Genomic DNA, 24,758 nt, shown 5'->3' on the forward strand with positions numbered 1-24,758 from the left:
CTCCTTCAGACGGGCAACAGTCGGGAGACCACCTCGGTCAGCTGCCGAGCTGATCGGCATTCGTGCATCTCGATCACCGAACCGTAGTCGCGGGCCGCTGAATCGCCTGTCCCCCACAGGTTCTGGGGTTCCGGATTCAGCCAGTGCGCGTGCCGGGCGGTGCCGACCAGTTCGCGCAGGGTATCCAGCTGCGGGTTGCGGTAGTTGGTGCGGCCGTCGCCGAGAACCAGCAGCGAGCTGCGGCTGGTGACGGCCTCACCGAAGTTCTCGGCGAAGCTGGTCAGCGCGTAGCCGTAGTCGGAGTGCCCGTCGGCGTCGATGATGCGCGACTCGGTGAAGATCCGGGTCATCACATCGTCGAGACCCGCGTACGGCTCGAAAAAGCTCGTCACCTCGTCGGTGCGGTCGACGAACGCGAAGATCCGCACCCGGGAGAACTGCTCCCGCAGCGCGCTCACCAGCAGCAGTGTGAAGTTGCTGAACCCGGCCACCGAGCCCGAGATATCGCACAGCAGCACCAGTTCCGGTCGACCGGGACGCGGCTTGCGGTTCACCAGATCAATCGGCACCCCGCCGGTGGACATCGAGGCACGCAGGGTCTTGCGCAGATCGATTTCGCCGCGCCGCGCTCGTTTGCGCCGCACCGCCAGCCGGGAGGCCAGGATCCGGGCCAGTCGCTGGGTGCCGCGCCGCAGTTCGGTGAGCTCGCGTTCGGACGCGCGCAGGAAGTCGGCGTCCTCGGCCTGGCGCGCGACACCGTAGGTCGCGACGCGTTCGCGCCCGATCTGCTCTGCCACGCGCCGATTGGTCTCGGCTTCCACGCTGGCCCGAAACCCCGCGATGCGTTCCCGTGCGACGCGGCGGGCAACCTCGGTGTCGCGCTCGCTCGCGTCCGGCGGGAGAGCGAGACCCGCGAGCACCTTGGCCAGCAAGGACTGGGGCGCGAGATCTTTGAGAGCCTGGTACGCGGAGAACGACGGTCCACGCGCGGACTGGTACTGCCCCAGCTGTTCGACCACCTGTCCGGCCAGCATCTGCAACTGCTCGCCACCGCCGTCGGCGGCGAGCATTTCGGCGAGCTGCTCACGGAGGGCGGCCAGGTCGATCTCGCCGTCCGGGGTGCGTGGCAGGTCCGGAGTCTCAGCGGTGCGATCACCCACGGCAACGGGGAACCACAGATCGAACAGGCCGTCGAAGGTGGCGCGATGGGTAGGCCTGCGCAGCAGCGCACAGGCCAGCCCTTCGCGCACAGCTTCGCGATCGAGCAGATCCAGCACGGTCAGTACCCGGCCCGCATCGACGGTTTCCGAGGGTCCCACCGGCACGCCACGGGCGCGGAGCGCACCGACGAAACCGGCGACGTGGCCGCCGATTCCGTGGGGTGCTGGCGCAGTCACGATCAGGCCAGTTTCAGCTCGGCCAGCGCGCGCTGGTGATCGCTGCGGTGCTTGAGCACCACGCCGAGCGTGGCGCGCACGGTCGCGTCGTCGAGGTCGGCGGCGCCCAACGCGAGCAAGGTGTTGCCCCAGTCGATCGTTTCGGCGACCGAGGGCAGCTTCTTGAGTTGCATACCGCGCAACACGTGCACGACCCGCACCAGTTGCTCGGCCACGGTGCTCGGGAGTTCCGGCACACGGCTGGCCAGGATGCGGCGCTCGAGATCTTCGTCGGGGAAGTCGAGGTGCAGGTACAGGCAGCGGCGTTTGAGCGCCTCCGACAGTTCCCTGGTGGCGTTCGAGGTGAGCACCACGAACGGCTTGCGCGTGGCGGTGATGGTGCCCAGCTCGGGCACGGTCACCGCGAAATCGCTGAGCACTTCGAGCAGCAGACCCTCGATCTCGACGTCGGCCTTGTCGGTCTCGTCGATCAGCAGCACCGTCGGCTCGGTGCGGCGGATGGCGGTGAGCAACGGGCGCGAGAGCAGGAACTCCTCGGTGAAGACGTCGGCTTTGGTTTCGGCCCAATCATTTTCACTCGACGCCTGGATCCGCAGGATCTGCTTGGCGTGATTCCACTCGTAGAGCGCGCGAGCCTCGTCGACGCCTTCGTAGCACTGCAGGCGGACCAGTTCGGCATCGGCGACCTGGGCTACCGCCCGCGAGAGTTCGGTCTTGCCGACACCGGCCGGTCCCTCGATGAGCAGCGGTTTGCCCAGCCGGTCGGCAAGGAAGACCGAAGTGGCCGTTGCTTTGTCGGCCAGGTAGCCGGTGGTGGCGAGGCGGGAGATGACATCGTCTACCGACGTGAAGATCGGTTCCTGTACGAGAGTCACGATCACACCGGCCGAGTCTGGCCGTCGCCCCACACGATCCACTTCGTGGAGGTGAGTTCGGGCAGTGCCATCGGGCCGCGGGCGTGCAGTTTCTGGGTGGAGATGCCGATCTCGGCGCCGAACCCGAACTGCTCACCGTCGGTGAACGCGGTGGACGCGTTCACCATCACCGCGGCGGCGTCCACGCGGGCCGTGAACTCGCGAGCGGCGGCCAGATCGGCGGTGACGATGGCCTCGGTGTGGCCGGTCCCCCAGGTGTTGATGTGGTCGACGGCGGCATCGAGGTCGTCGACCACCTTCAGCGCGATATCGAGGGTGAGGTACTCCTCACCCCAGTCGGCATCGGTGGCCGGGACCTGACCGGGCAGGTCGCCGTGGATGGTGACGCCCGCGTCGTCGAGCGCCTTGCTGAGCCGCGGCAGCGCGGTCTCGGCGACGGCGGCGTCGATGAGTACGGTCTCGGCGGCGTTGCAGACGCTGGGTCGGCGGGTCTTGGCATTGAGCACGATGGCCTCGGCCATGTCCAGATCGGCGGCCGAGTGCACGTAGACGTGGCAGTTGCCGGTGCCGGTCTCGATGGTGGGCACCTGCGCGTCGCGGACGACGGCGTTGATCAGGCCCGCGCCGCCGCGCGGGATCACCACGTCGACGAGGCCGCGGGCCTGGATCAGGTGGGTGACGCTGGAGCGGTCGTTGCTCGGCAGCAGTTGCACGGCATCGGCCGGAACATCCTGGGCGACAAGGGCCTCGCGCAAGACCTCGACCAGTGCGGCGTTGGAGTTCGCCGCCGAGGACGACCCGCGCAGCAGCGCCGCATTGCCCGATTTGAGAGCGAGACCGAACGCGTCGACGGTGACATTGGGCCGCGCCTCGTAGACCATGCCGACCACACCGAGGGGGACGCGGGTCTGGCGGATCTCGAGGCCGTTGGGCAGCGTGGAACCGCGCACGATGACACCCACCGGGTCGGGCAGAGTGGCGACCTGCCGCAGCCCCGAGGCGATGCCGTCGATGCGGGCCTTGGTGAGCCGCAGCCGATCGAGCAGATTCTCCTCGGTACCGGCGGCCTGCGCGGTCGCGATGTCCTCGGCGTTGGCCGCGAGTACGCGATCGGCGGCGGCGAGCAGGGCGTCGGCCGCCGCGTGCAGGGCGTCGTTCTTCTGCGCCGTGGTCAGCTGAGCCAGCACACGGGACGCGACGCGAGCCCTGCGGGCGGCGTCGTGCACCGCTGCGCGGATGTCCAGCTCGGGGGTCACTTCTACCGTCATGGCTATCAGCCTACGCAGGCCGCCTCGCGCGCTCGACGCCACCCGGGACCCGGAATAGCCCTCCGACCGGCACCGGGACCGAGTTGTGCACAGGTTCGGCGACGCCGTCGACAAAGTTGTCCACAGCAACGCCGTCGCCGCTAGATTCGGCGTCATGGATCGCACCGGTTCGCCGACCGTCGTCGTGCTCGGCAGCGTCAATATGGACCTGGTCACGACGGTCCCACGCAGGCCCGCGCCAGGTGAGACGGTGCTCGGGAGCGACTTCGCGACCGTGCCCGGCGGTAAGGGGGCGAACCAGGCGATCGCGGCCGCGCGATCCGGGGCGCGGGTGCGATTTCTCGGGGCGATCGGCGACGACGCGTTCGGGACGGACCTGGCGGCCACGTTGTCGGGGGCCGGCGTCGACATCACTTTGCTCCGCAGGGTCGACGGCGCCAGCGGGATCGCCTCGATCGTGGTCGACGAGGCAGGCGAGAACAGCATCATCGTGGTGGCGGGGGCCAACGGGCGGGTAACCGATCTGACGGCAGCCGAACTCGCCGCGATCGCGCGTGCCGACATCCTGTTGTGCCAGTTGGAGATTCCGATCCACACGGTGCTCGCCGCGGCACAGCACGCCCGCGCGTCGGGCACCGTCGTCGCGCTCAATCCGTCCCCGGTTCAGCCGCTGCCCGACGAATTATGGGCGGCCGTCGATGTCGCGATCGTGAATTCCCTGGAGTCCGAGCAGTATTCGGACGAGCTGACGCACGTCGCGCATCTCGTGCGCACGCTCGGTGGGGACGGCGCCGTTTATCGCGACGCCGACGGAAACGAGCGATCCGTCGGCGGTCGCACCGTCGACGTCCTCGACACGACGGGCGCGGGCGACGCGTTCACCGGCGCACTGGTCGCAACCTGGAATCAGGGCGTGTCTACCGCGCTGAACTGGGCGAACACCGCCGGAGCTCTGACGACCACCCGGCTCGGCGCGAGCTCGGCGATCCCCGGAAGCGACCGGATCGCGGCGGCCCTCACCGCCGACTGACCTGTCGGGCGCGGCGAAAATCAGGTGCGCCGCCTCCACCCCATCCCTACCGTTGGTCCTTCATCAAGGAGAGGACCGACCATGTTTCCCGTCGAGCTGCGCGGTACGCGAGCGCAGACGCTCATGTGGGCCGACGAGCACGAGATCGAGCAGTCAGCGCTGCGCCAGCTTCGCAATATCGCGAACCTGGAATGGGTGCACGGACTGCGCGTGATGCCCGATGTGCACCTGGGCAAAGGGGCGACGGTCGGGTCCGTGATCGCGATGCGTGATGCGGTGGCGCCTGCCGCGGTCGGGGTGGATATCGGATGCGGGATGGAGAGCGTGAAGACCGATCTCACCGCCGCCGACCTGCCGGATGACCTGCGCTCGTTGCGCAGCCGGATCGAGAGCGCGGTACCGGTCGGCTTCCAGGCGCACAAGGACGCGGTGAACGTCACGAAGCTGGGTGCGGAGTTCGCGGGGTCGCATGGGCAGGCCGCGTTGCGGGCCAACAGCTGGGAGCGGTTCTGGCGTTCGTTCGGCGAGCTGCATCCCGGGGTCTCCCAGCTGGAGTCCAAGGCGCACAAGCAGATCGGATCGCTCGGGTCGGGCAATCACTTCATCGAGGTCTGCCTCGACCAGGACGATGCCGTCTGGATTCTGCTGCACTCCGGTTCGCGCAATATCGGCAAGGAGCTCGCCGAGCGGCACATGGCGGTGGCCCGCGCGCTGCCGCACAACCAGTCGCTGCCGGATCGCGATCTGGCCGTCTTCGTCTCCGGGACAGCGGAAATGGACGCTTACCGGCGCGACCTCACCTGGGCGCAGGAATACGCCGCGCGTAATCGTGCGGTGATGCTGTCGCTGGTGTGCCGTGCGGTGCGCGATGAATTCGCCGGGCGCGAGGTGCGTTTCGACGAGCCCATTTCCTGCCATCACAACTATGTGGCCGAGGAGATCATCGACGGTGAGCCGATGCTGGTGACCCGTAAGGGCGCGGTGCGGGCCGGATCCGGTGAACTCGCGTTGATTCCGGGTTCGATGGGGACGCGGTCGTATGTGGTGCGGGGCAAGGGGAATCCGGCGTCGTTCCAGTCGGCCTCGCACGGGGCGGGGCGGCGGTTGAGCCGGTCGGCGGCCAAGCGGCAGTTCACGGTCGCGGATCTGGTCGCGCAGACCGAGGGTGTGGAATCGCGTAAGGACGCGGGCGTGGTCGATGAGATCCCGGCCGCGTACAAGGACATCGATCAGGTGATCGCGGCACAGGCCGATCTGGTCGAGGTGGTGGCGACGCTGCGGCAGGTGCTGTGCGTGAAGGGCTGATTCATGGTCGGCTGTCTGTGTTGCCCATCGAACCTGTCGGAGGTGTACGGCACGATAGGCGCATGACCTCACCCGCAGGCAACGATGTGCTCGACCTGACGGCTCCTGACCTGCGCGAACGAGCCGAACAGCTGCTTCGTGAGCTCGCCGGACCCGATGCGCGGCTGCGGGAAGATCAGTGGATCGCGATCGAAGCGCTGGTGGTGCAGCGCAGGCGGGCGCTGGTCGTGCAACGGACCGGGTGGGGTAAGTCGGCGGTGTACTTCATCGCGGCCAAGTTGCTGCGCGGAGCGGGGCGTGGGCCGACGGTGATCGTGTCGCCGTTGCTGGCGTTGATGCGCAACCAGGTGGCGGCCGCCGAGCGCGCCGGGGTGGTAGCGGCCACGATCAACTCGGGCAACGTCACCGAGTGGGACGAGATCCATCAGCAGGTGGCCGACGGTGCGGTCGACGTGCTGCTGGTGAGCCCGGAACGGTTGAACAACCCCGACTTTCGCGATCAGGTGCTGCCGCGCCTTGCTGCCGACGCCGGGCTGGTCGTCATCGACGAAGCGCACTGTGTATCGGACTGGGGCCACGATTTCCGGCCCGACTACCGCCGCATCCGCACGTTGATCGCCGACCTCGGGTCGGAGGTGCCGGTCCTGGCGACCACCGCGACCGCCAACGACCGGGTGGTCACCGACGTGGCCGGACAGATCGGCACCGATACGTTGGTGCTGCGCGGCACTTTGGATCGCGAATCACTGCACCTGTCGGTGGTGCGGTTCGACGACGCGGTGCAGCGCACGGCGTGGCTGGGCGAACAGCTGCATCGGATGCCGGGCTCGGGCATCATCTACTGCCTCACGGTCGCGGCGGCCAACGATCTGGCCGACCTGCTGAATTCACACGGCCACACCGTCGCCGCCTATACCGGCCAGACCGACCCGGCCGAACGCGAGGTGCTCGAGGCCGCGCTTCTGAACAACGAGGTGAAGGCGTTGATCGCAACGTCGGCACTGGGCATGGGTTTCGACAAGCCGGATCTCGGTTTCGTCGTGCACGTCGGTGCGCCGTCCTCGCCGATCGCCTACTACCAGCAGGTCGGTCGCGCGGGGCGCGGTACCGAACGCGCCGAGGTGGTCCTGCTGCCCGGCCCCGAGGACGCGCGGATCTGGAGCTACTTCGCCTCCGTCGCCTTCCCGCGTGAACACATCGTGCGCTCGGTGCTCGCCGCGCTGGACACCGACCGGGCGATGTCGACGGTGGCGCTCGAACCGCTCGTCGAGCTGAACCGATCGCGTCTCGAGATGGTGCTGAAGGTGCTCGACGTCGACGGCGCCGTTCGCCGGGTGCGCGGCGGGTGGCTCTCGACCGGCCAGGACTGGACCTACGACACCGAGCGCTACGAGGGCCTGGCCGCGGCACGCGACGCCGAACAACAGGCGATGATCGATTATCAGTCGACGGCGTCGTGCCGGATGACCTTCCTGCGCCGCCAACTCGACGACCCCGGCCTGGGCGGGCTCGCGACAGCGGAGCTGGATTGCGGCCGCTGCGACAACTGCACCGGCACCCGCGCCGACACCACCGTCGACGACGCCGCGATCGCCGCGACCCGAGCCCGCCTCGATCGTCCCGGCCTCGACCTCGCCCCCCGCAAACAGTGGCCCAGCGGCATGGCGAAATTGGGAATCCCGTTGTCGGGCAAGATCTCCGGTGGTGCCGAGACCGGCCGTGTCCTCGGCCGACTCACCGACCTGGGCTGGGGAATGCGGCTGCGCGCCCTGCTCGACACCACCGACGCGCCGGTCCCCGACGCGGTCTTCGACGCCTGCGTCGCGGTACTGCGTGACTGGACCTGGACCGCCCGTCCCACCTCGGTGCTGGCTCTCGAATCCCCCCGATACCCCCAGCTCACCGCCAGTCTCGCCGAACGCTTGGCCCAGATCGGCCGACTCGACAACCTCGGTACCCTCCGCACCAAACCCGACCGTCCCCCGGTCTCGGCGGCGAACTCCGCCCATCGGGTCGCCGGGCTGTTCGACTCCTGGGAGATCCCCGACCTGTCCGGGGTCGACGGACCGATCCTGCTCGTCGACACCCTCACCGACACCGGCTGGACCATGACCGTCGCCGCCCATGCCCTGCGCACCAGCGGCGCCGACGCCGTCCTCCCCTTCGCCCTGGCTACCCCGACCTGACCCGGCCCGAGCTCCCCGACCCCGAGGGGCGGCCGGGTCGCCCCTCGGAGCCGCGAACACGTGTGCCCCGGCGCGCCGAAAACACAGCCCAACACGCCGCCCAGATTGTGGGCACCCATCACCACCAGTGCTTGAATGCGCCTATGACCAGGACCACATTTGCTCGAACCCTGATGGCCGTTGCTGCGGGCTGTGCGGCCGGATTCACCCTCTTGACCGTTCCCGCCCAGGCGTCGAACGAGAACCCGCTCGACTGCGCCGGCGTCCCCGGCGCCCAGGCCGCCGCCGACCGTGAGAGCGCGATCCGCGGCATCGCCATCACGCCGCTGTGCTTCAGCGGCGGGCTCTACAGCGGCGTCCACGCCGGTATCCCCCTGGCGGTGCTCAATCCGTTGACGATGCCGGGCACCGCGAGCGTGTGCGTCGCCGAACGCGAAACCGTTGAGGCGGCAGCGAGATTCGAATGGACCGACCGGGTCCACGTGATGCCGATGTGCATCCAGAATCGGGCGTTCGGCGTGTACGAGCTGTAGCTCGCCCCGCACGGAGCGGTCCGCACGGAGTCGATCCGTGCGGACTTTTTTTGCCTCTTGCCCTATACGTATACATCTACTTATAGTGAGTCGGACGGAACGAGTACCGCTACCGCACAACTGAACACAGACCCACGACGACGGCCCGAAACGCAGGGCACGCCGCTCGTATACCCATGCCCACATGCGCACTGCCTTATCGAATCGGAGCAATCGATGACCATCGAACCCGCATACGACACTGCCGTAGACACCACCGAGCCGAACACCGACAACGACGGGTTCGCCCCGGTGCTCGTCAAGGTCGGTCCAGGTGGCGGCCGCACCCAGCGCTTCACCGGCCGCGAGGTCGGCCGGTCACGCCGGGTAACCCGCAAGACCATCGAAACAGTCCGGGTCTACCTGACCCGCAAGGGCAACTTCCTGGTGCACAAGCAGACCTCCGCATGGTCGGACTACAACGAGCTCGGCGACTGGACCGTGGACTGGAAGAACTGGCGCTCGATCCTCGGCAAGGGCGAGCAGAGCTGGGGCGACTACACCACCGAGGTGGTCGATTCGCTCGACGCTGTGCGCCCACTGGTCTCCCCGAAGGTGCACCTGATGATCGTCGACCGCGTCCAGCACCCACGCAACCACGACCTCGACATCTGACCAGCCGGGCCGGGAAAGGACCTACCACTATGTTCGCCAGACTGGGACGCGTCGTCGTCCACCATCCCTGGAAAGTGATCGGGCTGTGGGTGCTCGCGATCGTCGCCGTGTTGTCGACGGCGCCGACGCTCACCGCGACGACCGACCAATCCGAGTTCCTGCCTTCGCATTACGAGTCGATCCAGGCGATGAAGTTGCAGGAGCAGGCATTTCCGCAGCATTCCGCGCCCGCCGCGCTCATCGTGATGGTCCGCGCGGACGGCGCGGCGCTCACCGACGACGACTCGACTACGGTCGGCGCGGCAGCGGCAGCGCTCACCGCACGCAATATCAAGGGGGTCACCGGCATTCAGGTGACACCACCGTCGGAGAATCGCCTGGTTCAGGTCGTCGCCGTGCAGATGACCAAACTCACCGACGCCGCCGACAAGACGCAGGGCGAGGCGGTGAAGAGCCTGCGCGAACAGCTGAAGGAACAGGTGCGTGACACCGGGTTGAAGGCAGGCATCACCGGCACCGCGGCACAGACCCTCGATCAGACCGAGGAGGGCGAGAAGGGCATGGCGATCATCGGCATCGCCACGATCGTGCTGATCCTGGTGCTGCTGCTGATCATCTTCCGCAGCCCGGTCATCGCCTTGCTGCCGGTGATCACCATCGGCGCGATCTCGAGCACGGTCAGCGGCCTGATCGCCATGGCGGCCAAGGCATTCGACCTCGATATCGACACCTCGATCAGCGCCATCCTGCTGGTCGTACTGTTCGGCGTCGGCACCGACTACATCCTGTTCCTGATGTTCCGCTACCGGGAACGGCTGCGAGCGGGCGACGATCCCAAGACCGCGATGATCAACGCGGTGGCCCGCGTCGGTGAGGCCATCACCTCGGCGGCAGCCGCCGTGATCATCGCGTTCATGGCGCTGACCCTGTCGAGCCTCGGCATGTTCCGGGCGATGGGTCCCGCGCTGGCGATCGCCGTCGCGGTGGCGCTGCCGGCCGGTCTCACGCTGGTACCCGCGATCGTCTCCCTGCTGGGCACCAAGGTGTTCTGGCCCTCGAAGGCGTGGCAGGTCGAACCGAGAGGCGCGCGGTTCGGCGCGATCGGCGCGGCGATGGGCAGGCGGCCGGGCGTATTCGCTGTCGCCTCCGGCGGAGTGCTGGTGGCGCTCGGGGTGTTCGCGGTCGGCTTCAACCCGACCTTCGATCTGAGCTCGGGTTCCACCTCCGACGCCTCCGAGTCGGTGGTCTTCACCACCGAGCTGCTCAAGGGAATGCCGGCGGGCGCCACCCAGCCCTCCGACGTGTTGCTGCACTCGCCCGGCGGACCGCTGAGCGAGGACCAGCTCACGACCTACCGAACGGCGTTGACCCAGGTCGAAGGCGTCGGGCAGGTCGGGCAGGCGCAATTGTCACCGGACCGCACGATCGCCGACTTCCAGGTGACGCTCGCCGACGCACCGGAATCCGATGCGGCGCTCGACACGGTGGCCGGTCCGCTGCGTACGGTCGCGCATCAAGCGGCGCCCGCGGGAGCCACGGCGGCGGTCGGCGGCATGACCGCGGTGTTCGTGGACTTCAAGGACGCCATGAACCACGACTACGCGATCGTTTTCCCGGTGGCCGCGATCCTGATCATGCTCGTACTGGCGCTGCTGCTGCGCAGTCTCGTCGCACCGTGGTACCTGATGGCCTCGGTGTTCCTCGGCTTCGCCGCAACCTTGGGTGCCACGGTGCTGGTGTTCCAGCAGATCCAGGGGGAGAACGGCCTGATCTTCACGCTGCCGGTGATCATGTACCTGTTCGTCGTCGCGCTGGGCACCGACTACAACATCCTGATGGTCGCCCGGTTGCGCGAGGAAGCCCGCGAGGGACACACGCCACGCGAAGCGGCGGCGCTGGCCGTGCGGCACACCGGGCCGACCGTCGCGGCGGCCGGACTGATCCTGGCGGGCACCTTCGCCTCGATGATGCTGGCGGGCAACGGCACCCTGTCGCAGATGGGCTTCGCCATCTCGGTGGGCATCGCGATCGCCGCGTTCGTGATGGCGCTGTTCTTCACCCCCGCGGTGACCGCCCTGCTCGGGCGGCGCGCGTGGTGGCCCGGCCACGGTGGTGACAGCGACGCGGACGCGAAGTCCCGCTGGGCAGAGCACTCCTACGCCGAGAGCTACTACACCCCGCCGACGGAGCACAGCCGCTGGTAACGGCCACACCGACGCAGGCTCGCTCCCCCACGGGGGCGGGCCTGCTCGTCTATCGTTGGGCGGGTGGCCAAGTCTGCGGCGCCTGCGGTCGAACTACCGGTGGGTGAGCACACCGTGCGGGTCAGCAATCCCGACCGGGTGTATTTTCCCGAGCTCGGCGTGACCAAGCTCGACCTCGCGCAGTACTACCTGAGCGTCGGGGACGGGATCGTCAACGCCCTGCGGGATCGGCCCTGCATGCTGCACCGATTCCCCAAGGGACTGCCGGGCGGAAAGGTGCACCAGAAGCGGGTGCCCGCGGGTGCTCCGGACTGGATACCGACCGTGCGCGTGTATTTTCCGCGCTACGGCAGGCATGCCGACGAGCTCTGCGTGCACGAGCTCGCCGAGGTGATCTGGGCTGTGCAGATGTCCACCGTGGAGTTCCATCCCTGGAATTCGCGGGCCTCCGATACCGAATCGCCCGACGAATGGCGCATCGACCTCGATCCGATGCCCGACTGCCCGTGGTCGCGGGTGCAGCGGGTGGCCGGAGTGGTGCACGAGGTGCTCGACGAGCTCGGCGCGGTCGGCTGGCCGAAGACCTCCGGTGGGTCCGGACTGCACGTGTACGTGCGGATCGCGCCGGAGTACGGGTTTCAGGAGGTTCGCCGGGCCGCGCTCGCGTTCGCGCAGGAGATCGAACGGCGTGCGCCCGAGGATGTCACCACGGCCTGGTGGCGCAAGGACCGCGATCCCGCGCAGCTGTTCGTCGACTACAACCAGAACGCGCGCGACCACACCATCGCCGCCGCCTACTCCGTGCGTGGCGTGCCGGAGGCCACCGTGTCGACACCGGTTCGCTGGACCGAGATCGACGACATCGTGCCCCGCGACTTCACCATCCAGACCGTGCCTGCCCGCTATGCCGAACTCGGCGACCTACAGGCCGACATGGACAACGCCGTCTTCGACATCGCGCCCCTGCTGGAACTGGCCGACCGGCACGGCGTCGAAGAACTCGTCGACCTCGACGAACAGTGAGCAGTCCCGGACCACTTCGCGAGACCGGGAGGGTGCGGGGGCGCCGTCGACAGCGACGAGGAAGAATCAGGGTCCGGTACCGCGTGCGGTGCTCAGGACAGCGCTCGAGCCGCAGTGCGGCACCGGCAGCCGATCGACCCAGGAGGTCTCTGTGCAGGAATCCGCGACCACGATCGCGATCGCCCCGGATCAGCCGGCGCCGCGCTTGCTCGAGAAAGCGGTCGTCGGAGCGGGCGCTCGGGTGGGTGAGGTGGCGGAGGCCGACGCACTGATCTGGACCGGCAAACCCAGCGATTTTCCGGCGACCCTGCCGTCGTCGGTGCGCTGGGCGCAGTTGCCCGCCGCGGGGATCGAGGACTTCTTCGACGCGGGCGTGTTCACCGCGCATCCGGACGTGGTGTTCACCTCCGCGGCAGGGGCGTTCTCGCACAGTGTCGCCGAACACGCGCTGATGCTGTTGCTGGCCGGGGTGCGGTACCTGCCCGAACAGTTACGGGCGACGTCGTGGCAGCAGCGGGAGTTCTTCCCGCACGTCGGATCGCTGCGCGGCAAGACCGTGACGATCGTCGGTGCCGGCGGGATCGGTCGCGCGCTGATCCCGATGCTGGCGCCGCTGGGCGCCCATGTGATCGCGGTGAACCGGTCGGGACGTCCGGTGACCGGCACCGGCATTCCCGCCGATGTCGAGACGGTGCCGACCGATCAGCTCGCGCGGGTGTGGTCGCACACCGATCATGTGGTGGTCGCGGCACCCGCGACGGCGCAGACGCGCCACCTCATCGGCGCCGACGAACTGTCCAGGCTCAAGCCGTCGTCGTGGGTGATCAATGTGGCCCGTGGCAGCCTGATCGACACCGACGCGCTGGTGGACGCGCTGACCGGCGGGGTGATCGGCGGCGCCGGACTCGACGTCACCGATCCGGAACCGCTGCCCGACGGGCACCCGCTGTGGACATTGCCGAACGCGATCATCACCCCGCACGATTCGAACCCACCGCAGTTGCGGTTGGCGGCGTTCGCCGATCATGTCGGCGCGAATGTGGCGCGGTTCGTCGCGGGCGAGCCGTTGGACGCGATCGTCGACACTGCGCGCGGTTACTGAGAGGTCCGGCCGCGGACCCGGACGGCGATCGTAAAAACGTCGGCCGACCTCAGCGTCCGCCGGAACAGTCAGCTGAGGTACTCAGAGCGGGAAAAGATTCCGTTCGGAGATATGAGGCTCGATCGGCACGCCGGAATCGGACAACGCGGGTTAGGCTGTCCCCGTCCTGGTTCGGTAAGGATGGGATCGGCAATGGGATGGACCTTCACCGCTGACGAATTCGCGCACGTCTGGCGGGAATCGGGTCAGGATCGCATGCCGTTTCCGTTGCGCGTGCTCGAGTCGCCGCACACCGAGAACGACGCGGCGCGGCTACGCGCGGGACTAGACGACCGACTACGCGGGGGTGACCCCGACCTCGCCGCCTGTCTGCGGATCATCGCCGAACCACACGCCAGGATCGTGCTGGTCGGCGGCGCCCATACCCCAGGCAGCGAAATCCGGCTGCTGGCCTGCGCGGTCTACGACCATGCGGTGCTGGTAAGGCAGGAACCGAGTACCCGGCCCGATTACGGTGGCAGCGTGCGTGTTTCGATCGGGCACACCGCGGGGATCGGCGCGCGCGTCACCGCCTGCCTGCCCGATACCCCACCCGGACGCGAACCCGCGCGCGAGGCCGCGACCGAGGCGGTGCGCGACGAGGAAACTGTGCTCGCGACCCATCCCGCCGTGCCCCGCATCCAGCGATTATTACGCAGGCCGCACACCGCCGAGGGCCACATCCGCATCGAAACCGGGCTCGACCGTCCGGTGCCGAACCCACCGGTGCACTACAGCTGGATCGACGTGGCCAACGACGGCCGCTACCTGCTGCGAGCGGGCGAAACCGTGCACGTGGTGCCCGCGTCCACTGGGCAACTGGCCGCGCAATTGCAGCGCAGATTGGTGCCGGCGCACAGTTCGCACAGCAGAAGGTCCGGCTAACCTGGACTCCACCGCATCATCTGGAGGGGAGACGCGATGACGATCGAGAGCAGCAGAGCCGAGATCTCCCGGTTCCGCAGCGCCGCCGTGGCGGGGACACTGACATTCGACCCCGATGCCGCGCGCCGATGCGCCGACCTCTACGAACAGCAGGCCGAGCATCTCGCCCAGCTGCGTCAGGGGCTCGAGAACGCTGCCGAGGCAGCGGGATTCGGCGGCTTCGTCTCCGCCCAGCAGTTGCAGGCGGGCTTCGCGCACAAGGCACGCGACGCCGCCGAACTGCTCGATCGCTACATCGAGGCGGCCTACCGGATGAAAGAGGCGTTCCTGCTCAGCGCGGGCCTCTACGAGGAAGCCGACGCCGCCGCGGCCGCCGCCCTGCGCGCCGTCGATACGCGGGTGCGCGGATGAGCACCGACCCCACCTACATCAGTGCGATGGAACATTTCGAATCCATGCCGCACGAACAGATCTACACGCGCGCCCAGCAGATCGACGCCGGTGCCGTTCTCGGCGCGTCGATGACCTGGCTGGAGACAGCCGCCACCCTCTCCACCTCGATGCCGCTGACCAAATCCGGCGCCGAGCGGGTGATCAACGACACCGGCTGGTCCGGCGCCGCCGCCGATGCCGCCGCCGCGAGCACCCGCAGCTTCGCCGCCTCCATCGACGAACTGGCCACGGTGATGGCCGAAGTCGGCGCCCGCCTCGGCGGTGTCGCCGCGGCCGCCGAAGCCGTGAAGCTGGCCGTGGTGGCGCCGGGTGGTTCAGGCCCGATCGGGGCGATCGCCCGCTTGCTGGAGAGCGCGCAGGTGATCGACGCGCAGATGGCGGCCGAGGCGCTACGCCAAGAAGCTGTGCTGGCGATGAACATGATCTACAAGCCGGCGTATTCGCTTGCCGGAACCGGTGTCCCAGCACTGCCCACCGCACCAGGGGAGACAGAAACGCCGTCGGGCCGAGGTGGTTCACCCTCGCCGGGCAACGGGTCGACTCCGAGTCCCTCCGCACCACAAGGCAATTCGCCCCAGGAACCAGAATCCGGCGCGGCGCCTGGTGAAGCCCCGGCACCCGGCGCCACCGTGACGCCAGGCGAAGCCCCCGCACCGTCGGAAACCCCTGCACCGGCAGGCCAGAGCTCCACCCCACAGTCTCCGGCATCCGAGACCCCCTCGCCCACCACCGAAGCGCCCGCACCGTCTTCCGAAGCGCCCGCACCTACTACCGAAGCGCCCGTGCCGTCTTCCGAAGCGCCTGCACCCACTACCGAAGCGCCAGCGCCACCCGCGCCGCCTACCGAAGCGCCCGTGCCGTCTTCCGAAGCGCCTGCACCCACTACCGAAGCGCCAGCGCCACCCGCGCCGCCTACCGAAGCGCCCGTGCCGTCCTCCGAAGCGCCTGCACCCACTACCGAAGCGCCAGCGCCGTCTTCCGAAGCGCCCGCACCCACCACCGAACCGCCAGCGCCGCCTACCGCAGCACCCGCGCCGCCTACCGCAGCACCCGCGCCCACCACCGAAGCGCCCGTGCCGTCCACCGAACAACCCGCTCCACAGAGCCAGAGCCCGACCGTTCCGCCGACGAGTTCGCCCAGCGAGGCGCCCGCTCCCCCGCCCACGCAGCCGAATCAGCTACCGACACAGCAGGATTCGAATCCACCGGCACCGAGGCCCCCGACCACGGAAACCCCGCGGCCGACCGAAGCGCCCGCACCGACCTCGGAACAACCGGCCTCCCCGGCACCACCCGGCCGCCAAGCGCCACAACCACTTCCGCTGCCGGGCATGCCCGACATGTCCGACCCGGGCGGTCAGCCCGGCGTCACCGGCCCGGTTCCCGGATCCGACGTGTCCCCGTCACAGCCGGCCACACCCAAGGCGCCCCCGCCCGAGACCGATCAGCCAGGAGTGGTCCCGCCGCGGTAGATCATCGACCGCGATACGTCCACCGCCCTTTCGTCGGAGTGCCCACCTCGAACCCGGGTAATCACGCCCCGCAGCCGCGTGAACACCCCGAACGAAGGTCTCCGTTCAGACCTTCACCAGATCGTCCGCGTGAATCACCGGACGTTGCATCGTGTCGGGGAGATCTGTCGTAGACCGGCCGAGCATAGAGACGAGCTCGGCACTGTCGTATTCGATAACCCCCCGAGCCACAACCGCGTCATCAGGGCTGACCAGATCCACCACATCCCCCCCGAAGAAGCGACCACGAATCCCGGTGATACCCGCCGCCAACAACGAGTGTCGTTGAGCCACCGCATCAACCGCGCCCGCATCGAGCAGAACCGCGCCCCGCGGATCAGCGGCATGGCGAACCCAGAACTTACGACCGGAGAGCCGGATCGGGCGAGCAGCGAACGCCGTACCCACGGTGCCGCCGGTGAGGGCAACCGCAGCATCAGCGGCCGAAGCCAGCAGGACAGGAATGCCCGCATCGGCGGCGAGGCGGGCAGCGGAGAGCTTGGAGGCCATCCCGCCGGTCCCGAGCGCGCCACCGCTACCCGCGATCACGCCGTCGAGGTCGGCACTGCTGCGCACCTCGGGAATGAAGTTGGCGGCGCCCTTACGCGGGTCGCCGTCGTAGAGCCCCGCCACGTCCGACAGCAGGATCAGGGCGTCGGCGCCCACCAGGTGCGCCACCAGGGCGGCGAGCCGGTCGTTGTCGCCGAAGCGGATCTCCTCGGTGGCGACCGTATCGTTCTCGTTCACCACCGCGATCGCGCCGAGCGACCGCAACCGGTCCAGCGTGCGCTGGGCGTTGCGGTGGTGCTCCCGGCGGGCGAAATCGTCGGCGGAGAGCAGGATCTGGCCGACGGTGCGGTCATAGCGGGCGAACGATGTGCCCCACGCGTGGGCGAGAGCCAGCTGTCCGACGCTGGCCGCGGCCTGCTTGGTCGCGAGATCCTTGGGCCGTTTCGACAGACCGAGCGGAGCGAGTCCCGCGCCGATCGCGCCCGAGGACACGACCACCACATCCGAACCGGCCCGCATCCGCGCCTCGACCGCGTCGGCCAGCAGATCGAGGCGGGCGGTGTCGAGGCCACCTTCGAGGCTGGTCAACGCCGACGAGCCGATCTTCACCACCACGGTGCGCGCCGACACGATCGCCGCGCGTCCCTGACTCAGCTCCGAACCCACCTGCATCGTTCAACTCCCTGCACCACGATCACCGAGCTACCTCGTCAACCATCGCAGTATGCCGATCCAATGGCCGCGCCCGACAGCGATTTTCGCCGGGCGCGACCCACCTCACTCTTTGCGTTCGCCGTTTTCGTCGAGCAGACCACGTCGCGCCTGCGAGGCGAGCTTGCGCTCGGCCGCACCGATACGATCGTTGGTCTCGAGCCGGAGGTCGGTTCCGCGGCCGGTCGGCTGCATATCGACACCCGCCGAGATCATCGGCTCCCATTCGAAGGTCACACCGGCGATGGTGACCGGGCAGCCCGGTTGCGCACCCTGTTTGACCAGCGCGGCTTCGACACCCAGGCGAGCCAACCGGTCGGCCAGGTAGCCGACGGCCTCGTCGTTGTTGAAGTCGGTCTGGCGAATCCAGCGCTCGGGGCGAGTGCCGCGCACGATGAAACCACCCGCCTCCTCCGGGTCGGCGATGACGCTGAAACCGGTCTCGTCGGTCGCGATCGGGCGGATGATGGTGCGCTTGGGCGCGGCCTTGGGGTGATCCTCGCGATACTGACGAACCATGTCGGCCAGCGCGAACGTCAACGGGCGCAGGCCCGCGCGGCTCACGGCGGAGATCTCGAACACCGGCCAGCCACGCTCGGCGAACTCGGCGGACACCATTTCGGCCAGCTCGGCCGCATCGGGCACGTCGGTCTTGTTGAGGATGACCACGCGCGGGCGGTCGGCCAGATCACCGAGGCTGGCGTCACCTGACAAGGCGGGCTTGTAGGCGGCGAGCTCGGCCTCGAGTGCATCGACGTCGGAGACCGGGTCGCGGCCGGGTTCCAGGGTCGCGCAGTCGACGACGTGGGCAAGCACCGCGCAGCGTTCGATGTGGCGCAGAAAGTCCAGGCCGAGGCCGCGGCCTTCGCTGGCACCGGGGATCAGGCCGGGCACGTCGGCGATGGTGAAGGTCGTGTCACCGGACAGCACGACGCCCAAGTTGGGGACCAGCGTGGTGAACGGGTAATCGGCGATCTTCGGCTTGGCCGCGGACAGCACCGAGACCAGCGACGACTTGCCCGCGGACGGGAAGCCGACGAGTCCGACGTCGGCGACCGACTTCAGCTCGAGTACGACGTCGACCTCGTCGCCCTCTTCGCCGAGCAGCGCGAAACCGGGCGCCTTGCGTGCCTTGGACGCCAGCGAGGCGTTGCCGAGGCCACCGCGGCCGCCACGGGCGATGATGAACCGGTTGCCCGCGCCGACGAGGTCGCAGACCACCTTGCCGTCGTCATCGACGACGACCGTGCCGTCGGGGACCTGCAGCACCAGATCGGCGCCGTTCTTGCCCTCTCGGTTGCTGCCCTCGCCCGGCTTGCCGTTGCCGGCCTTGGCGTTGGGGTGGAAATGGAAATCGAGCAGGGTGTGGACGTTGGCGTCGACCTCGAGGATCACGTCGCCGCCACTGCCGCCGTTGCCGCCGTCGGGCCCACCGAGCGGCTTGAACTTCTCACGATGCACCGAGGCGCAACCGTGTCCACCTCTACCGGCACGAACATGCAGCACGACGCGGTCGATGAATTTGGACATGGGTTGATCCTCCTCCTTCTGACTAGTCGTTTGCGGTAAGGGGTGGGGAGAACACGACAGAGCGGGTCAGGGAATCAACCCTGACCCGCTCTGGTGTCTGTGGGGAGCGAAGCTCCAGGCGGTCAGGCCTGGACCGGCTCCGGAACGACGATGTTGACGGTCTTGCGGCCACGCTTGGTGCCGAACTCGACCGCGCCCGCCTCGAGGGCGAACAGCGTGTCGTCGCCACCACGGCCGACGTTCACGCCCGGGTGGAAGTGAGTTCCACGCTGACGGACCAGGATCTCGCCCGCGCTGACCTTCTGGCCGCCGAAACGCTTCACGCCGAGGCGCTGGGCGTTCGAATCGCGGCCGTTCCGGGAGCTGGATGCGCCCTTCTTATGTGCCATTGCTTCGTCTCCTCGGGAAAATTCTTACTTGATGCCGGTGACCTTGATGACCGTCAGCGGCTGACGGTGACCCTGGCGCTTGTGGTAGCCGGTCTTGTTCTTGAACTTGTGGATCCGGATCTTCGGGCCCTTGGTCTGGTCGATGACCTCAGCGGCCACGGAGATCTTGGCCAGCTTGTCGGCGTCGGTGGTCAGATCGGTGCCGTCGACGACGAGAACCGGGGTCAGCGCCACGGCGGTGCCGACCGCGCCCTCGATCTTCTCGACCTTCACCAGGTCACCGACCGCGACCTTGTACTGCTTTCCGCCGGTCTTGACGATTGCGTACGCTGCCATCGGTCGGCTTCCTCCACTCACATTGGTCCTGCACATGTCCACGCCGCAGCTGCGACGCGTATTCCTGGGCTCATCCCCGCACGAGCGGGGGAAGAACGTTTGCTGCCTGCGGTATCACCCGGCCTGCTCGGCTGGATGCTCAATCACTGGGCAGCGACCGACCTAGGTTACCAGAATGGTATCCACTCCCCCAATTCGGCCGGTCAGGGGCCGAATCGGGGCTTGCGTGCGCGGAGCGATCCGCGCACGCAAGCATCGGGTTACTTCGATTCGGCGGCCGGCGCGCCCGCGGGACGACCCACGGCGCGACGACGCGGCTTGCGCTCCGGGACGACCACCGGCTCCGCCGCGAAGTCCACGACGGCCGCCGCGGGCGGCTGCTCGTTCGCCGACAGGACGAACACGGCTCCCGCGCTGTCCGGCGCGGGCGCTGCCGTCGACCGGGCTACGCGACGCCTACGCGGTGCCCGCGGTGCGGGTTCCGCGGCGGCGGCAGCCGGTTCGGGCTCAGCGACCGGGGCCGGCTGCGCGGTCTCGACCGCGGCCGGTTCGGGCTGCGAGGTCTCGACGACCGGGGTCTCGGCGACAGCGGCGGTATCGGCAGCTGCCGAGATCACCGCTTCCTCCTCGGCCTCGGGTGCCTCGGGTTCCGCCTCGCCGGAGATGACCCCGGTGAGCGGCCCCTCGGTGCTCTGCTCGGTATTCGCCGCGGCGGCACCACGACCCGACCGGCGCGACCGCGAACGCGACCGCGACCTGGTGGGCTCGGCGGGCGCTTCCTCGACGACCTCGGTGTGCTCGTCGCTGGACTCGTCGTCGTGATGACCTGCCATCGCGAGTACCACCGGGTGGGCCCGCTTGACCGCGATGTCCTCTTCGGCGTGCTCGGCGGCCGGTGCGGTGCCGTTGGTCGCGGGCGCCGCAGCGGCCGCGGGCTTGTCGCGATCCTTACCGCGACGACGACGCGAACCGCCCTCCTTCGACCGCGGCTCCTCGACCCCGGACCCGGAATCCACCGGGTAGGAGTGCACGAGAATGCCGCGACCGTGGCAGTGCTCACAGGTGGTGGAGAACGCCTCGACCAGCCCGGTGCCCAGCTTCTTGCGGGTCATCTGGACCAGGCCCAGCGAGGTGACCTCCGACACCTGGTGGCGGGTGCGGTCGCGTCCGAGCGCCTCGGTGAGACGACGGAGCACCAGGTCACGGTTGGATTCGAGAACCATGTCGATGAAGTCGACGACGATCATGCCGCCGATATCGCGCAGCCGCATCTGGCGCACGATCTCCTCGGCCGCTTCCAGGTTGTTCTTGGTGACGGTCTCTTCGAGGTTCGACGAGCCCGAGCCGGTGAACTTGCCGGTGTTGACGTCGACGACGGTCATCGCCTCGGTGCGGTCGATCACCAGGGTGCCGCCCGAGGGCAGCCACACCTTGCGATCGAGCGCCTTGGCCAGCTGCTCGTCGATCCGGAAGGCGTCGAACACGTCGACACCGTTGTTCTCGTGCCGGTTGACCCGCGGCAGCAGGTCGGGCGCCACCGTGCGGACGTAGGTTTCGACGGTGCTCCACGCGCGGTCACCTTCGATGACCAGCTTGGCGAAGTCCTCGTTGAACAGGTCGCGGATGACCTTGACCAGCATGTCGGGCTCTTCGTAGAGGGCCTTCGGTGCGTTGGTCTCCTTGGCGGCGGCCTCTTCGATGGTGCGCCAGGCGGCCTGCAGCCGCTCGACGTCGCGAGCCAATTCGGGCTCGCTGACACCCTCGGACGCGGTCCGGATGATCACCCCGGCGTCGGACGGGACGATCTCGCGCAGGATCTCCTTGAGCCGCTTGCGCTCGGTATCGGGCAGCTTGCGACTGATCCCGGTGGACGTGCCACCGGGCACGTACACCAGGAAGCGACCCGCGAGGGAGATCTGGGTGGTGAGACGGGCGCCCTTGTGACCCACCGGGTCCTTGGACACCTGCACCAGCACCTGATCGCCGGGCTTGAGCGCCTGCTCGATCTTGCGCTCGCGACCGCCGAGACCGGCGGCTTCCCAGTTCACCTCACCGGCGTAGAGCACACCGTTGCGGCCGCGGCCGATGTCGATGAACGCCGCCTCCATGCTGGGCAGCACATTCTGGACCTTGCCGAGGTAGACATTGCCCACCATCGACGCCTGACCGGAACTGGTGACGAAGTGCTCGACGAGGATGTTGTCCTCGAGGACCGCCACCTGGGTGGTGGTCTGGTGACCGGGCGCGTGCTCGGCGGGGTCGAACGCCTTCTCGCGCACGACCATCACCCGGTCGACCGCCTCGCGGCGAGCCAGGAACTCCGACTCGGTCAGGATCGGCGGACGACGACGCCCGGCTTCCCGGCCGTCACGGCGACGCTGACGCTTCGCTTCCAGCCGGGTGGAGCCGGAGATGCCCTGTACTTCGTCGGGGTTGCTCGCGCTGGAACGACCGCGGCTCTTGTTGCGGGGCTCGCGCTCGTGCACCACGGTGTTCGGCGGATCGTCTTCGGTCGCCGACTCGGCGTCGGCGGACTCACCACCCACCTTGCGGCGACGGCGACGACGGCGACGACGGCTGGCGCCATCGGAGGAGCCGTCTTCGTCATCGGTATCGGAGTCGGTGTCCTCGGCCTGCTCGGCTTCGGCGGTGACCTGCTCGGCCGGCTGCTCGGCCTCGTCGGTGTCGTCGTCATCGCTGTCGGAGTCGGTGTCCTCGCCGTCGGCGGACTGCTCGCCACGACCACGACCCCGGCCACGACGGCCACGACGGCGGCGGCGCGGCTGGCCGTCGGCGTCGTTGTCACCGGACTGATCGGCGGACTCGTCCTCGGCCTCGGCGTCGAGCTCCTCGGCCTTGGGCGCGACGGTTTCCTCCACCGGCGGCGCGGTGGGCTCTTCGATCTTCTTCGGAGCCCGTTCGGCCCGACGGCGTTTGCGGGTCTCCTCGGCGGCGGTGGCGTCCGGCGGGAGGAACAACGGCATATCCACCGAGGCGGGCGCCTCGAAGGTCACCGGCTCGGCCCGCACGGGGGATTCCGACGCCCGGTGGGTGAACAGATCCGTGTGCGCGTCCTCGCGCATCGCGGCGAACACCTCGTCGGTGCGCGCGACGTGGGGCGCGGAGAACAGCGACGCGGGCGCCGCGGACGGGTCGGCCGGCTGCTCGGCGACGGGGGTGGACGCGGCGCTCTTCTTCGCGCGCGTCGCGGGTGCGGGTGCGGGTGCTGAAGGTTCGCCGGGTTCGGCGTCAGCGGCGGCGATCGCGTCGCGCACCGTTTCGGCGACCGAACGGTCGACATTGGATTGAACGCTGCGCGCCTCGGCGCCCAACTCGGCCAGTTTGGCCAGGATGCGTTTGCTGGTCACTCCCAACCGCTTGGCCAGTGCATGAACTCGAATTCGCTCCGGCAATTGATCGGCATCCTGTTGTGTTGTGTCCAGCGGCTCTTTTTCGGCCACGAAGTCTCCTCGGGCCCCCGGGCGCGTCCTTCCCCGGTACGGGAGTGACGCGGCCGACGCGGGGGCATCGTCCGTGCACCTCGTACCCGATGGTACGAGGGTCATCTGGTCTCGCCCCGCGTGTCCGGTCGCACCTTGATCGATCATCTGGCGGGCCAACCGGTCACACGGCGCCTGGCTGTACGGCGTGGCACCGCGCTTTCGAGCGCTCATCCAGCGTGCCTGCGCGGGCGGCCCCAGCAACAGGGCCATCCGTGGCAGCGATGATCGGCATCAACCGCGGTGTCATCCGGTCATGTCCGACACCGCGTCACGTACCTGCGCGACAGGTCGGCGTCGAACACATCCGTAATCAGTATCCCATACGGTTCGCGCGGGGATCGCCATCGGCGCAACTCACGCGAACTCCGCCCCGCTCACGGCCGTGGTATCACCCGGTGGATCCGGCAAGCGAGGGCGCCCCGGCCGAGCGGAGTTCGATACCGCCTGACCGGGTGTCCTTCTACCTTTGCTGCGCTACCGACCGCTGCCGGTCAGGCGGGAAATTCGGGGAACCAGAGGGCGATCTCGCGCTTGGCGGACTCGGGCGAGTCGGATCCGTGGACCAGATTGAACTGGGTCTCGAGGCCGAAGTCGCCGCGGATGGTGCCGGGCACGGCCTTCTCCACCGGGTCGGTGCCACCGGCGAGCTGACGGAACGCCGCGATCGCGCGCGGGCCTTCGAGCACGGCCGCGACGACCGGGCCGGAGGTGATGAATTCGATGAGCGAGCCGAAGAAGGGCCGCTCGGCATGTTCGGCGTAGTGCTCGGCCGCGAGTTCCGCGGACACGTTCTTCAGCTCCAAGGCCTGGAAAGTGAGGCCCTTGCGCTCGATGCGCGCGAGGATCTCGCCGGTGAGGCCCCGGGAGACACCGTCCGGCTTGATGAGTACCAACGTCTGCTCAGTCACGGGGTAACCCTAGCGTCGGCCGTGTCAGGACGCCGATCGGGCCCTCGAGCGGTCAGGACTTGGTGCCCATTCGCTGGCTGGGGAGCAGTCCCGCGTCCATTCGGCGCTGGACATCCGAGCGCAGGACGAGGATGAACGCCCAGACCGCGATGAACACCACCGCGATCACGCCGATCGACAGGTGGATGAAGGCGCCCGCGAGCAGCAGCACCTGCAGGCCCAGGTTGAACGGGATCGCCCACGGTTTCCGCTGTACACCCGCGCCCAGGATCATCAGCACCGAGAGCACCACGAGATAGGTTCCGGAGAACCACGTGACACCGCCGCCCACGTCGGCGACCACCGGCAAAGCCAGCAACACCACGATCGCCTCGAGGATCAACGTCCCCGCCATGACGCCGCGCAG

General features: G+C 68.6%; 21 protein-coding genes. 11 read left to right on the forward strand and 10 right to left on the reverse strand.

What is annotated here, in order from left to right; genetic code table 11:
• Positions 1–5 precede the first annotated feature (5 nt).
• The 3 genes from ACWGCN_RS27995 to ACWGCN_RS28005 are packed head-to-tail and all read right to left on the reverse strand — an operon-like array spanning position 6 to position 3,540.
• The gene (locus tag ACWGCN_RS27995) at positions 6–1,403 is read right to left on the reverse strand and encodes a vWA domain-containing protein (RefSeq protein ID WP_452458108.1); all 1,398 of its coding nucleotides are present in this window, start codon (positions 1,401–1,403) and stop codon (positions 6–8) included.
• Positions 1,400–2,278, reverse strand: a complete 879-nt coding sequence (locus tag ACWGCN_RS28000) for an AAA family ATPase (RefSeq protein ID WP_358071885.1) — start codon at positions 2,276–2,278, stop codon at positions 1,400–1,402. The genes ACWGCN_RS27995 and ACWGCN_RS28000 overlap by 4 nt, the downstream gene beginning before the upstream one ends.
• Positions 2,275–3,540, reverse strand: a complete 1,266-nt coding sequence (locus ACWGCN_RS28005; RefSeq protein ID WP_378993768.1) for a glutamate-5-semialdehyde dehydrogenase — start codon at positions 3,538–3,540, stop codon at positions 2,275–2,277. The genes ACWGCN_RS28000 and ACWGCN_RS28005 overlap by 4 nt, the downstream gene beginning before the upstream one ends.
• A 154-nt stretch (positions 3,541–3,694) precedes the next feature.
• On the opposite strand from ACWGCN_RS28005, the gene ACWGCN_RS28010 reads away from it, so the two are divergent.
• From ACWGCN_RS28010 to ACWGCN_RS28060, 11 genes are all read left to right on the forward strand, one after another.
• On the forward strand, positions 3,695–4,570 hold the full coding sequence (locus tag ACWGCN_RS28010) for a ribokinase (protein WP_452452428.1): 876 nt from the start codon (positions 3,695–3,697) through the stop codon (positions 4,568–4,570).
• Positions 4,571–4,651: 81 nt separating this feature from the next.
• Entirely contained in the window at positions 4,652–5,875 is a 1,224-nt protein-coding gene (locus tag ACWGCN_RS28015; protein WP_378993764.1) for an RtcB family protein, read from the forward strand.
• A gap of 62 nt (positions 5,876–5,937) precedes the next feature.
• On the forward strand, positions 5,938–8,061 hold the full coding sequence (locus ACWGCN_RS28020) for a RecQ family ATP-dependent DNA helicase (protein WP_452458095.1): 2,124 nt from the start codon (positions 5,938–5,940) through the stop codon (positions 8,059–8,061).
• Between the two features lie 143 nt (positions 8,062–8,204).
• A complete protein-coding gene (locus ACWGCN_RS28025; protein WP_378637387.1) occupies positions 8,205–8,594 on the forward strand; it encodes a hypothetical protein in 390 nt (129 codons plus the stop codon).
• A gap of 216 nt (positions 8,595–8,810) precedes the next feature.
• On the forward strand, positions 8,811–9,248 hold the full coding sequence (locus ACWGCN_RS28030) for an EXLDI protein (RefSeq protein ID WP_378993760.1): 438 nt from the start codon (positions 8,811–8,813) through the stop codon (positions 9,246–9,248).
• Positions 9,249–9,277: 29 nt separating this feature from the next.
• Positions 9,278–11,452, forward strand: a complete 2,175-nt coding sequence (locus tag ACWGCN_RS28035; protein WP_452458094.1) for an MMPL family transporter — start codon at positions 9,278–9,280, stop codon at positions 11,450–11,452.
• Between the two features lie 63 nt (positions 11,453–11,515).
• Positions 11,516–12,475 carry a non-homologous end-joining DNA ligase gene (ligD, locus tag ACWGCN_RS28040; RefSeq protein ID WP_387447700.1) on the forward strand — a complete coding sequence of 320 codons (960 nt, stop codon included), beginning with the start codon at positions 11,516–11,518 and terminating at the stop codon, positions 12,473–12,475.
• Between the two features lie 151 nt (positions 12,476–12,626).
• Positions 12,627–13,577, forward strand: a complete 951-nt coding sequence (locus ACWGCN_RS28045) for a D-isomer specific 2-hydroxyacid dehydrogenase family protein (RefSeq protein ID WP_452458093.1) — start codon at positions 12,627–12,629, stop codon at positions 13,575–13,577.
• Between the two features lie 192 nt (positions 13,578–13,769).
• On the forward strand, positions 13,770–14,501 hold the full coding sequence (locus ACWGCN_RS28050; RefSeq protein WP_378993752.1) for an ESX secretion-associated protein EspG: 732 nt from the start codon (positions 13,770–13,772) through the stop codon (positions 14,499–14,501).
• Positions 14,502–14,537: 36 nt separating this feature from the next.
• On the forward strand, positions 14,538–14,912 hold the full coding sequence (locus ACWGCN_RS28055) for a hypothetical protein (protein WP_387447698.1): 375 nt from the start codon (positions 14,538–14,540) through the stop codon (positions 14,910–14,912).
• On the forward strand, positions 14,909–16,426 hold the full coding sequence (locus ACWGCN_RS28060) for a hypothetical protein (RefSeq protein WP_452529136.1): 1,518 nt from the start codon (positions 14,909–14,911) through the stop codon (positions 16,424–16,426). Before ACWGCN_RS28055 ends, ACWGCN_RS28060 begins: the two co-directional genes overlap by 4 nt.
• Before the next feature lie 105 nt (positions 16,427–16,531).
• Here the strand turns inward: ACWGCN_RS28060 and proB are convergent, their stop codons facing one another.
• The 7 genes from proB to ACWGCN_RS28095 form a co-directional block, all read right to left on the reverse strand.
• A complete protein-coding gene (proB, locus tag ACWGCN_RS28065; protein ID WP_378993746.1) occupies positions 16,532–17,647 on the reverse strand; it encodes a glutamate 5-kinase in 1,116 nt (371 codons plus the stop codon).
• Between the two features lie 105 nt (positions 17,648–17,752).
• Positions 17,753–19,216 (reverse strand): GTPase ObgE, encoded by a 1,464-nt coding sequence (gene obgE, locus ACWGCN_RS28070; protein WP_378993744.1) that lies wholly within the window; start codon positions 19,214–19,216, stop codon positions 17,753–17,755.
• Positions 19,217–19,338: 122 nt separating this feature from the next.
• Positions 19,339–19,605, reverse strand: a complete 267-nt coding sequence (gene rpmA, locus ACWGCN_RS28075; RefSeq protein WP_056821498.1) for a 50S ribosomal protein L27 — start codon at positions 19,603–19,605, stop codon at positions 19,339–19,341.
• A gap of 24 nt (positions 19,606–19,629) precedes the next feature.
• Positions 19,630–19,941 (reverse strand): 50S ribosomal protein L21, encoded by a 312-nt coding sequence (rplU, locus tag ACWGCN_RS28080; RefSeq protein WP_067456085.1) that lies wholly within the window; start codon positions 19,939–19,941, stop codon positions 19,630–19,632.
• Positions 19,942–20,201: 260 nt separating this feature from the next.
• Positions 20,202–23,402 carry a translation initiation factor IF-2 N-terminal domain-containing protein gene (locus ACWGCN_RS28085; RefSeq protein WP_452458091.1) on the reverse strand — a complete coding sequence of 1,067 codons (3,201 nt, stop codon included), beginning with the start codon at positions 23,400–23,402 and terminating at the stop codon, positions 20,202–20,204.
• Between the two features lie 533 nt (positions 23,403–23,935).
• The gene (gene ndk / locus ACWGCN_RS28090; RefSeq protein ID WP_266298471.1) at positions 23,936–24,352 is read right to left on the reverse strand and encodes a nucleoside-diphosphate kinase; all 417 of its coding nucleotides are present in this window, start codon (positions 24,350–24,352) and stop codon (positions 23,936–23,938) included.
• Between the two features lie 52 nt (positions 24,353–24,404).
• The gene (locus ACWGCN_RS28095) at positions 24,405–24,746 is read right to left on the reverse strand and encodes a DUF4233 domain-containing protein (RefSeq protein ID WP_378994037.1); all 342 of its coding nucleotides are present in this window, start codon (positions 24,744–24,746) and stop codon (positions 24,405–24,407) included.
• Positions 24,747–24,758: the final 12 nt, after the last annotated feature.

Source organism: Nocardia sp. NPDC055050 (assembly GCF_053608345.1).

What these genes read in the sequence shown, in the direction of transcription:
- ACWGCN_RS28005 (WP_378993768.1), bottom strand. Translation starts at nt 3,540, where the DNA reads ATGACGGTAGAAGTGACCCCCGAGCTGGACATCCGCGCAGCGGTGCAC.
- ACWGCN_RS28010 (WP_452452428.1), top strand. Translation starts at nt 3,695, where the DNA reads ATGGATCGCACCGGTTCGCCGACCGTCGTCGTGCTCGGCAGCGTCAAT.
- ACWGCN_RS28015 (WP_378993764.1), top strand. Translation starts at nt 4,652, where the DNA reads ATGTTTCCCGTCGAGCTGCGCGGTACGCGAGCGCAGACGCTCATGTGG.
- ACWGCN_RS28020 (WP_452458095.1), top strand. Translation starts at nt 5,938, where the DNA reads ATGACCTCACCCGCAGGCAACGATGTGCTCGACCTGACGGCTCCTGAC.
- ACWGCN_RS28025 (WP_378637387.1), top strand. Translation starts at nt 8,205, where the DNA reads ATGACCAGGACCACATTTGCTCGAACCCTGATGGCCGTTGCTGCGGGC.
- ACWGCN_RS28030 (WP_378993760.1), top strand. Translation starts at nt 8,811, where the DNA reads ATGACCATCGAACCCGCATACGACACTGCCGTAGACACCACCGAGCCG.
- ACWGCN_RS28035 (WP_452458094.1), top strand. Translation starts at nt 9,278, where the DNA reads ATGTTCGCCAGACTGGGACGCGTCGTCGTCCACCATCCCTGGAAAGTG.
- ACWGCN_RS28050 (WP_378993752.1), top strand. Translation starts at nt 13,770, where the DNA reads ATGGGATGGACCTTCACCGCTGACGAATTCGCGCACGTCTGGCGGGAA.
- ACWGCN_RS28055 (WP_387447698.1), top strand. Translation starts at nt 14,538, where the DNA reads ATGACGATCGAGAGCAGCAGAGCCGAGATCTCCCGGTTCCGCAGCGCC.
- ACWGCN_RS28060 (WP_452529136.1), top strand. Translation starts at nt 14,909, where the DNA reads ATGAGCACCGACCCCACCTACATCAGTGCGATGGAACATTTCGAATCC.
- proB (WP_378993746.1), bottom strand. Translation starts at nt 17,647, where the DNA reads ATGCAGGTGGGTTCGGAGCTGAGTCAGGGACGCGCGGCGATCGTGTCG.
- obgE (WP_378993744.1), bottom strand. Translation starts at nt 19,216, where the DNA reads ATGTCCAAATTCATCGACCGCGTCGTGCTGCATGTTCGTGCCGGTAGA.
- rpmA (WP_056821498.1), bottom strand. Translation starts at nt 19,605, where the DNA reads ATGGCACATAAGAAGGGCGCATCCAGCTCCCGGAACGGCCGCGATTCG.
- rplU (WP_067456085.1), bottom strand. Translation starts at nt 19,941, where the DNA reads ATGGCAGCGTACGCAATCGTCAAGACCGGCGGAAAGCAGTACAAGGTC.
- ACWGCN_RS28095 (WP_378994037.1), bottom strand. Translation starts at nt 24,746, where the DNA reads ATGGCGGGGACGTTGATCCTCGAGGCGATCGTGGTGTTGCTGGCTTTG.